The 12,197-nt window shown below is 74.5% G+C and carries 11 protein-coding genes; 9 read left to right on the top strand and 2 right to left on the bottom strand.

Going from position 1 to position 12,197, the window contains the following annotated elements; genetic code table 11:
• Positions 1–173: 173 nt before the first annotated feature.
• Together ACH01S_RS20940 and ACH01S_RS20935 are read right to left on the bottom strand one after the other, a co-directional pair.
• Positions 174–1,457 carry a M24 family metallopeptidase gene (locus ACH01S_RS20940; protein WP_067893764.1) on the bottom strand — a complete coding sequence of 428 codons (1,284 nt, stop codon included), beginning with the start codon at positions 1,455–1,457 and terminating at the stop codon, positions 174–176.
• A 375-nt stretch (positions 1,458–1,832) separates the two neighbouring features.
• A complete protein-coding gene (locus ACH01S_RS20935) occupies positions 1,833–2,456 on the bottom strand; it encodes a MarR family winged helix-turn-helix transcriptional regulator (protein WP_083980930.1) in 624 nt (207 codons plus the stop codon).
• A 296-nt stretch (positions 2,457–2,752) separates the two neighbouring features.
• Here ACH01S_RS20935 and ACH01S_RS20930 point away from each other — a divergent pair, with 296 nt between their 5' ends.
• The 9 genes from ACH01S_RS20930 to ACH01S_RS20890 all read left to right on the top strand — a co-directional run bounded on the left by ACH01S_RS20930 (position 2,753) and on the right by ACH01S_RS20890 (position 11,824).
• The gene (locus tag ACH01S_RS20930) at positions 2,753–3,685 is read left to right on the top strand and encodes a VOC family protein (RefSeq protein ID WP_067893761.1); all 933 of its coding nucleotides are present in this window, start codon (positions 2,753–2,755) and stop codon (positions 3,683–3,685) included.
• A complete protein-coding gene (locus tag ACH01S_RS20925) occupies positions 3,682–4,491 on the top strand; it encodes an aspartate dehydrogenase domain-containing protein (RefSeq protein WP_067893759.1) in 810 nt (269 codons plus the stop codon). Before ACH01S_RS20930 ends, ACH01S_RS20925 begins: the two co-directional genes overlap by 4 nt.
• Positions 4,492–5,322, top strand: coding sequence for an alpha/beta fold hydrolase (locus tag ACH01S_RS20920; protein ID WP_067893757.1), 831 nt, complete (start codon positions 4,492–4,494; stop codon positions 5,320–5,322).
• Positions 5,319–5,825, top strand: a complete 507-nt coding sequence (locus ACH01S_RS20915) for a cupin domain-containing protein (protein WP_067893755.1) — start codon at positions 5,319–5,321, stop codon at positions 5,823–5,825. The genes ACH01S_RS20920 and ACH01S_RS20915 overlap by 4 nt, the downstream gene beginning before the upstream one ends.
• Before the next feature lie 8 nt (positions 5,826–5,833).
• The gene (locus ACH01S_RS20910) at positions 5,834–6,622 is read left to right on the top strand and encodes an SDR family oxidoreductase (protein WP_067893754.1); all 789 of its coding nucleotides are present in this window, start codon (positions 5,834–5,836) and stop codon (positions 6,620–6,622) included.
• Positions 6,623–6,658: 36 nt separating this feature from the next.
• Positions 6,659–8,302, top strand: coding sequence for a thiamine pyrophosphate-binding protein (locus ACH01S_RS20905; RefSeq protein ID WP_067893752.1), 1,644 nt, complete (start codon positions 6,659–6,661; stop codon positions 8,300–8,302).
• Complete coding sequence (locus ACH01S_RS20900; protein WP_067893750.1) at positions 8,299–9,801, top strand: aldehyde dehydrogenase family protein; 1,503 nt, start codon at positions 8,299–8,301, stop codon at positions 9,799–9,801. Before ACH01S_RS20905 ends, ACH01S_RS20900 begins: the two co-directional genes overlap by 4 nt.
• A gap of 16 nt (positions 9,802–9,817) precedes the next feature.
• A complete protein-coding gene (locus ACH01S_RS20895; protein ID WP_067893748.1) occupies positions 9,818–10,948 on the top strand; it encodes an FAD-dependent monooxygenase in 1,131 nt (376 codons plus the stop codon).
• A gap of 210 nt (positions 10,949–11,158) precedes the next feature.
• The gene (locus ACH01S_RS20890) at positions 11,159–11,824 is read left to right on the top strand and encodes a GntR family transcriptional regulator (protein WP_169809319.1); all 666 of its coding nucleotides are present in this window, start codon (positions 11,159–11,161) and stop codon (positions 11,822–11,824) included.
• Positions 11,825–12,197: the final 373 nt, after the last annotated feature.

Here is a 12,197-nt window from a genome sequence, read left to right as displayed (position 1 = left end):
CCACCTTGCCGAGGAGTGCCCGGACGTTCCGGAACCGTGGGGCGGGGAGGGATGGGGGCGAGCGGGAGGAGACCGGGGGCCGGGGCCCGCACGGCGTGCGGAGCGGCACGGCCCCCGGTGGGGCGCGGCCCCCGGTGGGGCGGGGCGCCCGCGGGCGGCGGGCGCGCCGCGGCTCAGCCGTCGACCGAGTTGAGGCGCGTGGAGACGGTGTTGAACTCGCGGCAGCCGGTCTCGGTCGCCGCGACGACGCCGCCGACGATCGCGCCGTGCCGGCCGAGCCGGGCGTCGGGCTGCAGCGAGAAGGTCATGCCGGGCAGGATCTCGAAGTCGAAGAACGGTCCCGCGTGCCCGTCGGCGTGCGGGTAGGCGCCGGCGAACGAGGGGACCTGCTCGCGGATGCCGAGGCCCGAGCCGCCCCCGGACAGCAGCGGGTTGAGGGACGCGAGCTGCGGCGTCAGGTGCCACATCCCCGCCTCGGTGAGGGGCTCCTCCATGGCCGCGCAGACGTCGGCGAACGTGGCGCCCGGCCGCAACGCCGCCCGGCCGGCCTCGTAGCTGGCGCGGGCCACCTCGGCGCAGCGCAGCGTCTCGGCGGGCGGGGTGCCGACCGTGAAGCTCATGTTGACGTGGGTGTTCAGCTCGGCGTAGTTCGGAAAGATCTCCGCCCACACCATGTCGGCGGACCCGAGGACGCGGGCGGGCTCGGGACGGGTCAGCCACGTCGGCTCGCCCCAGGCGTAGTTGTCCAGCCCCGTCTGGAAGAGCATCCAGGTCACGCGCATCCCGCGGCGGAGCATCGCGGCGATGCCCTCGGCGTACAGGGCGGTCTCGTCCACGCCGGGCCGTGCCGCCGCCATCATCGCCTCGATCGCCGCGTCCCCGGCGGCGGCCGCGGTGGCGAGGTGCTCCAGGTCCTCGTCGCTGCGCCGCGCCATGACCAGCCCGTAGTCGCGGGTGACGTCGACGAGCTCGGCGTCGGGCAGGCGTTCGCTGACGGCGTCCCAGACCGGCTTGGACACCCATCCGCCCGGGTAGAAGGGCGACCCGTAGCCCGCGCCGATCACGCCGAGCCGGCCCGCCGCGAGCCCCTTCTCGCGGACGATCGCGGGCAGCAGCTCGGGACCGGGGCCGACGCGGATGTCGTCGATCCAGGTCTGCAGCCCGCGCTCGCGGGTGAGCATGTGCTGCGCCGCGACCTGGGCGGCGAAGGCGACCATCGTGGGCTCGCCGTCGCGGGGGACGACGAAGTGCTGGTAGCGGCGGTCGCGGAACAGGTACTGGCCCGCGTCGTAGCGGTCGCTGCGGTCGGCACCGAAGACCAGCAGGGCGTCGAGTCCCTGTTCGTCCATGAACTCGCGGGTGCGACGCATCCGGAACTCGCGCTCGTCGTGCGCGCGTCCGGGGCCGTCCGCCGCGGTGTCCTCCGAGGCGGTCCCGGCGATGATCTGGGTCGGCACGAATGCTCCTTTCGTGGTCCTCCGCGCGGCCGGCGGCGGGCCCGGCGGGCCTTGCGGCCTGGCGGTCCGAGCCGGGCGGCGGCCGGCGTGCCCGCCGGCCGAGCCGGCGGCGAGGGCCGTGACCTGCTGGTCGACCGAACGTTGCCGTGACCTTAGACCGCGCTATCTCACCTACGCAAGACTTAGACCATTAAAGCTTTGAGCTGAGTTATTGACGTGTAGCGCATCCGCACCGGGGATCGGAGGCCGTGGCCGCGAAGTATGCCCAGCTCAGAGGGGTATTGCAGGATATGCGGCGCGGGTCGCGCGCGCGTCGCCGGGTACGCGGCCGCGCCCGACCGTGCTCGGGCGTGCTCTAGCGCGGGGAGGGCGGGGTCAGCTCAGTTCGCGGAGCCGGTGTTCGAGCTTGCGCAGGAGCCGGGCGAGTTCCCCCTGCTCCTCGGCGGTGAGGGTGTCGAGCATCTGGCGCTCACGCTCGAGATGGACGTCGATGATCCGGTCGATGAGCGCGAACCCGGCGGGCGTCAGCTCGGCGAACACGCTCCTGCGGTCGTCGGTCGACCGGACGCGGCGGATCAGCCCATCGCGCTCCATGCGGTCGAGCCGCATGGTCATGGCGCCCGAAGTCAGCAGCGACGACGCCGCCAGCTCCCGCGCGGTCCTGCGGTAGGGCGGCCCCATCCGGCGCAGCGCGGCCAGGACGTCGAACATCGACTGGTTGATCGAGTACTCGTCGTACAGCCGGTTGGACAGGTTGCGGACCAGGAGGCCGCAGCGGTTGACGCGGCCGAGCACGGCGATGCTGCCCGGGTCGAGGCCCGGCCGTTCGGCCCGCCATTCGGCGATGATCCGCTCGACCTCGTCGGGCTCGCCGGCGCCCGCCTCCGGCCCCGGCGCGTCCGGAGCCGGCTCGGCGTCGGCCGGGACGTCGCGGGTGGAGGCGCCGCCGGTCGTGCGGGACGTCTCGTCCGCGGAACGCTTGCCGGTTCGTCGGGTCACGCGCGTGCCTGTCTAGGTATTCGAGCGGGGAGGATCGGGCGCCAACGATAACAGTCCGGGCCCGCGAAACAAAGTTTAGATAGAAGCTTTACTGTCCTTAGCGTTCTCGGCCGGATCGGCCTGGCGCCCGTCCAAGGGCGCGCCGAGCGCGCGACGGCGCGGCTGAACACCGCTGGTTGCCAAGGCCAGAGCGATCCTACCGAACCATGACGATCTCCCGCGTTGGCTTCCCGGGGCGACTTGACTCAATTTGCCTTAGCACTTAATGATTAACCACTGAGGCAACCGGAGGTGTCATGGACCAGCCAGTCGTACGGCTCCACTCGCTGCGGTCGGTGCAGCTGGGGGTGCCGGACGTCGCCGCCTGCACGGACTTCTACAGCGAGGTCTGGGGGCTCTCGGTCGTCGAGCACGACACCGACGACGCGTGGCTGCGCGGCACCGGCCCCGACCACCACGTGCTCCAGCTCTCCCGGTCGGAGCGCAACGCGCTCGGCCGGATCAGCTTCGCGGTGCGCACCGCCGCCGAGGTCGACGCGGCCGGCCGCCGCCTCGCCGCGCGCGGAGTGCCGCTGCTGCGCGAGCCCGGCCCGCTCGACGGCGCGGGCGGCGGCTACGGGCTCCGGCTGGCGGACCCCGAGGGGCGCCGCGTCGAACTCAGCTGCGACGTGCACGCCGTCCCCCCGCTGAGCCGGGACCGGGCCGTGCCGGTGGGCGTCACGCACGTGGTGCTGAACACCGTCGACATCGACGCGGCCGTCGCCTTCTACACCGGGGTGCTCGGGATGCGGGTCTCCGACTGGTCGGAGCACCAGATGGCCTTCCTGCGCTGCAACAGCGACCACCACAGCATCGCCTTCAACCAGGCGGCGTGGACCTCGGTCAACCACGTCGCCTACGAGATGGCGTCGATGGACCACTTCATGCGCGGCATCGGCTCGCTCAGGCACCACGGCATCACGCCGCTGTGGGGTCCCGGGCGGCACGGGCCCGGCAACAACACCTTCTCCTACTTCGCCGACCCGGCCGGCCTGGTCTGCGAGTACACCTCCGACGTCGCGCAGGTGGTCGAGGACCAGTGGCTGTGCCGCGTCTGGCGGCGCGTGCCCGAGCTGTCCGACCTGTGGGGGACGGCGGGCCCGCCGTCGCGGGAGGTCCGCGAGCGCATGGCGGGCGTCGAGGACCGCGGTGTGCTCGCCGCGTCGCCGGAGCGGGTGACCGCGCCGTGAGCACCGTCCGGCGCGGCGGTCCCGCGCGGGTGGCGGTGATCGGCGCGGGCGCCATCGGAAGCGCCGTGCTCGCGGCGCTGCGCGAGGGACGCCTCCCCGGGGTCGAACCCGTCGCGGTGGTGGACGGGCGTCCCGTCCCCGGAGCCGGAGTCCCGCAGGTCGACCTGGCCACGGCGCTCGACCGCGCCGACGCGGTGGTCGAGTGCGCCGGGCAGGCGGTCGTGGCGCGGAGCGCGGCCGCCATCCTCGACCACGGCGTCGACCTGCTCGTCACCTCGATCGGCGCGCTGTGCGACCCGGCGGTGGCGGACGCCGTCGCCGCCGCCGGGCCCGGCCGCCTGCTGCTCACCTCCGGGGCGGCCGGCGGCCTCGACATCCTCTCCGCGGCCGCCGCCCAGGCGCCCTTGACCCGCGTCGCGGTGACCACGACGAAGCTGCCCGCCACGCTCGTCCAGCCGTGGATGGACGAGTCCGCCGCCGCCCGGCTGCGCGGCGCCGACCGGCCCGTGGAGGTGTTCACCGGCGGGGCGCGCGAGGCGGCGCGGCTGTTCCCGCGCTCGCTCAACCTCGCCGCGACGGTCGGCTGGGCCGTCGGCGACCTCGACCTGGTCGAGGTGCGGCTGACGGCCGATCCCGCGGCCGCGCTGACCCGGCACCTCATCGAGGCCGAAGGGCCCGGCGGCGTCTACCGCTTCGAGATCCGGAACCGTCCCTCCGCGGAGAACCCGCGGACGAGCGGCGTGGTGCCCCATGCCGTCCTCCGCTCCCTCGCCGCGCTCGTCGGCCGGCCCACCGGGGTGATCTGAGTGACCGTGTCCTTCCGCCGGTCCGGCCGCGGTCCGGGAGCGCTCCTGCTGCACGGGATCGGGTCGTCGGCCGCGTCGTTCGCGCCCCAGCTGGACGCGCTCGGCGACGTCCTGACCATGGTCGCCTGGGACGCGCCTGGCTACGCCGGATCACCCGACCCGGCGCGGCCCCCCGGCCTCGACGGGTACGTCGAGGAGGCCGCCGCCCTGATGCGCGCCGAGCTCGGCCCCGGCCCGGCGCACCTGGTCGGCGTGTCGTGGGGAGGCGTCATCGCCCTGCGCTTGGCGGCGACCAGGCCCGGCCTGGTCCGCAGCCTCACCGTCATCGGCGCCAGCCTCGGCTCCGGGACCGACCCCGAGCGGGCCGCGCGGATGCGGGAGCGCCCGGCCGAGCTGGCCCGCCTCGGTCCCACGGGGTTCGCGCGCGAGCGCGGCCCCCGGCTCCTGTCTCCGGGCGCCCGTCCGGAACTGGTGGAGACCGTCGTCGCCACGATGGCGGGAGCGGTGCGCCTCCCCGGCTACTCCGCCGCCGCCGAGGCGATGGCCGCCGCCGATCTGAGCGGTGACATCGCCCGGATCTCGGCGCCGACCCTCGTCCTCGCGGGCGCCGAGGACACCGTCACCGGGCCCGAGCGGGCCCGCGAGATCGCGGCCGGGATTCCCGGCGCCGCGCTGGTGACGGTCCCCGGCGCCGGTCATCTCGCCAACCAGGAGCGGCCCGCGATCGTCGGCGCCTGGCTGCGCGCCTTCACCCGGCTCGCCGCCGACCTCGCCGCCGACCTCACCACCGCAACCTCAGCCGCCGGCAACGAACGGAAGGAAGTGCCATGACCCTGCGCTACGAGGACTCCGACCTCGCCGCCTTCACCGACTCCCTCATCCTCACCAAGGCCACCCGCCACGAGGACTGGGACACCCTCGGCTTCCAGGCGAAGGCCGGCGACCAGTTCCGCCGCGCGCAGATCCGCTACGTCGGGTCCGGCGCCACCGGCGACCACGAGGGCGACCGGCGCACGATCCCGTCCCGGGGCTTCACCTTCTCCAACATGCTGCTGCCGCCGGGCGCGGAGGGCCCCGAGCACACCCACCACGACGCCGAGGAGGCCTTCTTCGTCCTGGAGGGCGAGATCGAGGTGGGCATCCACCGGGACGGCCGGGTGGAGAAGCGCACGCTCGGCTACCGCGACATGATCGTGGTCCCGCCGGGCACACCGCGCAGCCTGAAGAACAACGGCGACGCCGACGCCCTCTTCTGCGTGATCATCGGCACCCGGAAGCCGCAGGTGCCGACGTATCCCGAGACCTCCGCCATGCACGGCGTCACACGGGACTGACCCGCCCCATGGACCTGCTGTTGCGCGACCGCGCCTACCTCGTGACGGGCGGCAGTTCCGGCGTCGGGTTCGCCACCGCCGGCCTGCTCCTCGCCGAGGGCGCCCGGGTCGTCACCTGCGGACGCCGGGTCGCCGAGCTCGAATCGGCCGCGGCACGGCTGGACGCCCCCGCCGGGCGGCTCCTCGCCGTCCCGTGCGACGTCCGCGACCCCGCCGCCGTGGAGGCGATGGTGGGACGGGCCGTGGACGCCTTCGGCGGCCTGGACGGCGTGGTCAACAACGCCGGCCAGTCCCGCATGGCCGGGCTGGACGACGTCGCCCTCGACGACTTCCGCGACGAGTTCGACCTGAAGTTCGGCAGCGTCCTGAACGTCCTCGGCAGCGCGCTGCCCTGGCTGGAGAGGTCGCCGGTCGCCGCGGCCGTCAACGTCAACGCGGTGCTGGCCAAGCAGCCGGAGCCGCGGCTGGTCACCACCTCGGCGGCCCGCGCCGGCCTGCTCAACCTGACCAAGTCGATGGCGCTCGACTACGCCGCGCGCGGCATCCGGGTCAACTCGGTCTGCCTGGGCCTCGTCGACACCGGGCAGTGGCGCCGCCGCCATGCCGCGCTCGGCACCGGCGAGCCGTACGAGTCGTGGGAGCGCCGGGTCGCCGCCGACCGGGGCGTCGCGCTCGGCCGGTTCGGCGCCGCCGAGGAGGTGGCCTCGGCCATCGCCTACCTGCTGTCGCCGCGCGCGTCCTACGTCACCGGCGCCGCGCTCGACGTGTGCGGCGGCGTCGCCCGCGGCCTGTACTGACCGGCAACCGATGGCAACCCCCGACAGGAGCGACCCATGACCCCGAGGAACGGCGGCGACCTGCTGGTCGACGTGCTGCGGCGGTTCGACGTCGACACGGTCTTCGGCGTGGTCAGCGTGCACAACCTGCCGCTGGTCGACGCGGTCGACCGGGAGCTGCGGTTCGTCCCGGTGCGGCACGAGGCGACCGCGGTCAACGCCGCCGACGGGTACGCCCGCGCCCGCGCCGGGCTCGGGTGCGCGCTCACCAGCACCGGGACGGGGGCGGGCAACGCGGCCGGTTCGCTGGTCGAGTCGCTGAGCTCCGGCACCCCGGTGCTGCACGTGACCGGCCAGGTCGACACGCCCTACCTCGGCTCGGGACGCGGTTTCATCCACGAGACCAAGGACCAGCCGGGGATGCTCGCCGCCGTCTCCAAGTCCGCGGCCACGATCGGCAGCGCGGCGGCGGCGGGCGAGCTTCTCCAGCGCGCCGCGCTGACCGCGCTCACGGCGCCCGGCGGACCGGTGAGCGTGGAGTGGCCGATCGACCTCCAGTACGCCGAGCACGGCCCTCTCCCCGCGCCGCCCCGGAGCGCGGAGGCGGCGGCCGTCGATCCGGACGCGGTCGCGGAGGCCGCCCGCCTGGTGGGCGCCGCGGAGCGTCCCGCGATCTGGGCCGGGGGCGGGGCCGCGCGGGCCGGGGAGCCGCTGCGCCGCCTCGCCGAGACGCTCGGGGCGGCCCTGTTCACGAGCAACTCCGGGCGCGGCGCGGTGCCGGAGGACCACGAGCTCTGCGTCGGGAACTACGCCACCGCCCCGGCGGGCCGGGCGCTGCTGGCCGAGGCCGACCTGCTGCTGAGCGTCGGCACCCACTTCCGCTCGAACGAGACGGCCGACTACACCCTGTCCGTGCCCGAGCGGCACGTGCAGGTGGACCTCGACCCGGCGGCCATCGGCAGGGTCTTCCCCGTGACCCTCGGCGTGGCCGCCGAGGCCGCCGCCTTCCTGGACGCCCTGGCCACGCGGCTGGAGGAGGACGGAACCGGACCGCGGGCGGCCTGGGCCGAGCGGGTGCGCACGACGCGGACCGCCGTGCGCGAGAACCAGCGGGCCGGGCTCGGCGAGCACGCCGTGTTCCCCGCCGCGCTGCGCGAGGCGCTGCCGCGCGAGGCCGTGATCGCGCGCGACGTCACGATCGCGTCGAGCTCGTGGGGCAACCGGCTGCTGGAGATCCACGACCCGCGCACCAACGTCTTCCCGCGCGGCGGCGGGATCGGGCAGGGCCTCGGCATGGCGATCGGCGCCGCCGCGGCCCGCCCGGACCTCCCCACCGTCGGCATCGTCGGCGACGGCGGACTCGCCGTCCACTTCGGGGAGCTGATGACGCTGGTGCAGGAGGCGCCGTGGCTGGTCCTGCTGGTCTTCAACGACCGCGGCTACGGCGTGCTGCGCAACATGCAGGACGCGATGCGCCGCCCGCGCGCCGGCGTCGACCTCGCGACCCCCGACTTCGGCCCGGTGTGCGAAGGGCTCGGCCTGCCGTACCTCCGCGTCGCCGACCCCGGTTCCGTCGCGCCGGCGCTGGAGCGGGCCGTGGCCCGCCGAGGCCCGGTCCTGGTCGAGATCGACCTCGCGTCCTACCCGCCCATGCCGAAGCCCTTCACCCCGCCCGTACACGTCCCAGGAGCGCCGTCGTGACCGACACCGCCGTCCAACCCACCGGATCCCGGCTCGCCCCGGCGGGCCGCGTCCTCGTCGGAGGGGAATGGGTCGAAGGCCGCGGCGCCGAGCTCGTCTCCCGCGACCCCGCCGACGGGACGGTCGTCGCCCGCCTGCCCGCGGCGGCCCCCGCCGACGTCGACGCCGCCGTGCGCCGGGGTGAGGCGGCCCGATCGGCGCGGGCCTGGCGGGACATGCTCCCCCACCAGCGGGCCCGCTACCTGTCCCGCGCCGCGGACCTGATCGAGGACCGGGCCGAGCGGCTCGCGGTGCTGCAGAGCCGCGACAACGGCAAGCCGCTCGCCGAGACCCGCCTCCTCGTCGCCAGCGCGGCCGGGACGTTCCGGTACGTGGCCGCCGTCCTGGAGTGCCAGGAGGGGGCGATCCCGCCGTCCAGGGGCGACCACCTCGCCTTCTCGGTGCACGAGCCGATCGGCGTGGTCGGCGCGATCACCCCCTGGAACAGCCCGATCGCGTCGGAGGCGCAGAAGGTCGCCCCCGCCCTCGCCGCGGGCAACGCCGTCGTGGTCAAGCCCGCCGCGTGGACGCCGCTCCTCGCGCTCGAACTCGGGGCACTGCTGCTGGAGGCCGGTGTGCCGGAGGGCCTGGTGAGCGTGCTCCCCGGTCCAGGCGGGACGGTCGGCCAGGCGATCGTGGAGCACCCGGGCGTGCGGCACGTGTCGTTCACCGGCGGCACCGGCACCGGCCGCGCCCTCGCCGCGACGGCCGCCGCCCGGCTGAAGACGACCTCGCTGGAGCTCGGCGGCAAGTCGCCCACGATCGTCCTGCCGGACGCCGACCTGGACGTGGCGGTCAACGGCGTGCTGTTCGGCGTCTTCAGCTCGCAGGGGCAGTCCTGCGTCGCGGGCTCGCGGCTGTACGTCCACGACGCGGTGTACGACGAAGTGGTCGCGCGCGTCGCGGAGAAGGCCGACCGGCTGCGCGTCGGCCATCCTCGCGCCGAGGGCACGCAGCTCGGCCCGCTCATCACGGCGTCGCACCGGGAGTCCGTCGAGGGGTACATCGCCGACGGGGTCGCCGCGGGCGGTGTCGTGCGGGCGGGCGGGACGCGGCCCTCCGACCCGTCCCTCCAGGCGGGAAGCTACCTGCGCCCGACCGTCATCGAGGGGCTCGGGCCGGACGCGCGGGTCGTGCGCGAGGAGATCTTCGGGCCGGTCCTGGTCGCGCTGCGCTTCCGCGACGAGGCCGACCTGGTGGCCGCGGCCAACGGCACGGCCTACGGGCTGGCCTGCGGCATCTGGACCCGCGACTTCCCGCGGGCCTGGCGGCTGGCCCGCGCGATCGAGGCCGGGACGGTCTGGATCAACACCTACAAGCAGCTGTCCATCGCCACCCCGTTCGGCGGCGTGAAGGACAGCGGCTCGTCGCGGGAGAAGGGGCTCGGCGCCATCCGCGCCTACCAGCGGCAGAAGAGCGTCTACATGGGCATGTCCGGCCCGATCGCCTGGGCGGAATGAACCGAGGAGCGAACAGTTGAGCCAGCACATCGGCATCGTCGGAGGCGGCGTCGGCGGCCTCGCGGCCGCCATCGCCCTGCGGGACCTCGGCCACGAGGTCACGGTGTTCGAGCAGGCCCCGGAGTTCGGCCACGTGGGGGCGGACATCAACCTCACCCCCAACGCGGTCCGCGCCCTGGACGGGCTCGGCGTCGGCGCGGCCGTCCGGGAGACCGCCGCCCGGCCCACGCACCGGATCAGCCGCACCTGGGACACCGGCGAGGAGACCTCGCGGCTGGAGATGGGCGACACGGCCGAGCGGAAGTACGGCGCCCCCCAGCTGACCGTCCACCGCGCCGACCTGCTCTCCGCTCTCCTGCGGGCGCTGCCGCCGGACGTGGTCCGGCTCGGGCACCGGCTGACCGCGCTCGACCGGCGGCCGGACGCGGGCGCCCCGGTCCGGTTGGCCTTCGAGCACGGCGCGGAGGCGGGCGCCGACGCCGCGATCGGCGCGGACGGGATCCACTCCAGCGTCCGCACCGTGCTCTTCGGCAGGGAGAAGCCGGAGTTCACGGGGGTCGTGGCCTACCGCGCCGTCGTCCCCGCCGACCGGCTGGACGTGCCGAACCTCGGCGCCTTCACCAAGTGGTGGGGACCGGACCCGGCGACGCAGATCGTCACCTTCCCCCTCAACCGCGGCAAGGACACCTTCATCTTCGCGACCACGCCCCAGGAGAGCTGGACGGAGGAGTCGTGGACGGCGCCCGGCGACGTCGACGAGCTGCGCGCGATGTACGAGAAGTTCCACCCGGAGGCCCGCGCCCTGCTGGACGCCTGCGACTCGGTCCTGAAGTCCGCGCTCTACGTGCGCGATCCGCTGCCCCGCTGGTCGGACGGCCGCGCCGCCCTGCTCGGCGACGCGGCGCACCCGATGATGCCGTTCATGGCGCAGGGCGCGGCGATGGCGATCGAGGACGGCGTCGTCCTCGCGCGCGCGGTCGCCGCGCGCCCCGGAGACATCGAGGGCGCGCTCACGACCTACGAGGCCGCCCGGCTGCCCCGCACCAGCCGGGTCCAGCTCGGCTCGCGCGGCAACACCTGGCTCAAGTCCACCGCGGACGCCGACTGGGTCTACGCCTACGACGCCTGGACGGCCCCGTTGCCCTGAGCGGCACCACCTCACCCGGCAGGGCTGCCATGCAGGGTGACCTGGGTCAGTACCGCCACTGCTGGCTGGTCCCCCCGTGGCACGGCCACAGGATCACCGGCTCGCCCACGTTGTAGGTCTTGATGTCCAGACAGAAACCGTTACCCGCACGGTGGCCGCATGGTGGTGGTCGGACGCGGTGGTGCGCGTACTCGGTGTATGGTATTCCAGATGGCACTTGATCCAGTTTCCAGGACAGAGACGCTCGCGGACGTCGTGTACACCCAGTTGCACGACGCGATCGCGAACCGCACGCTGCCTCCTGGTTCGCGGTTGACCGAGGCGGGTGTCGCCCAGCAGCTCCAGGTGAGCAAGACCCCCGTGCGGGAGGCGCTGCTGCGGCTGCGGCAGGTGGGCCTGATCGAGCCCGACGGCCTCCGCGGAAACCGCGTGATCACCCGCTCCGAGCAGGTCCTGCGGGACGCCTACGAGACGCGGCAGGCGCTGGAGGCGTTCGCGGTGAGGGGCGCCGCCGAGCGCGGCACCGACGGCGCCCTCGCGCGGATCAGGGACCTCGCCGAACGCTCCCTGACCGCCGCGCAGGACGGCGACATCGACGGCTATTTCAGCCTCGACCGGGAGTTCCACGCGGCGATCGCCGAGGCGTCCGGCAACCTGCGGATCGCCGGGCTCATCCACGACGCGGCGACGCTCATGCGCGCGCTGCGGCACGTCGACGTCCCGGCGCAGGCCGGGGTGCTCGCCGCGGCGTACCAGCACGTCGCGATCGCCGAGGCGCTGGCCCGGCGGGACGAGGCGTCCGCCGCCCGCCACATGCACGACCACCTCGCCGCGGTCGAGGAGCTCTTCAACGACCGCGGCCGGCCGTCCGCCTGACCTCGCGGCGGCCACCCCTCTTCGCCGTCGGGCCATATCGGGCAGCCGATTTGATCGATCCGGCCCGGCTCCTTCTTCCGCGTCATCGCGCTCGGTGACGGTCTCCTAGCCCGGATCGCGCTCGCGCCTGCGTTGGGCAGGCGCTGGAAGCGCCTCCGCCTTCTTCCTAGATGCCCAGGTCCGCGAACGAAGGCGCTCGCGCGCCGACCGCGCGGGCGGGCCGCCGGGTCCCGGCGCCGCCTCCGTGAACGTCCGTACAGAGAGTATTGACCGGCGCATCAGATATGGAATACCGTACGCGGAACGTCAAACCGGCGGAGTGAGCCTAGGAGCCAGTCATGTCCAACGGCGGCAGTCGAAGCGCAACAGATCC

Origin of the sequence: Actinomadura chibensis NBRC 106107, assembly GCF_001552135.1 — a bacterium.
Taxonomy (GTDB): Bacteria; Actinomycetota; Actinomycetes; order Streptosporangiales; family Streptosporangiaceae; genus Spirillospora; species Spirillospora chibensis.
This window is presented reverse-complemented; position numbering and strand designations above follow the sequence as displayed.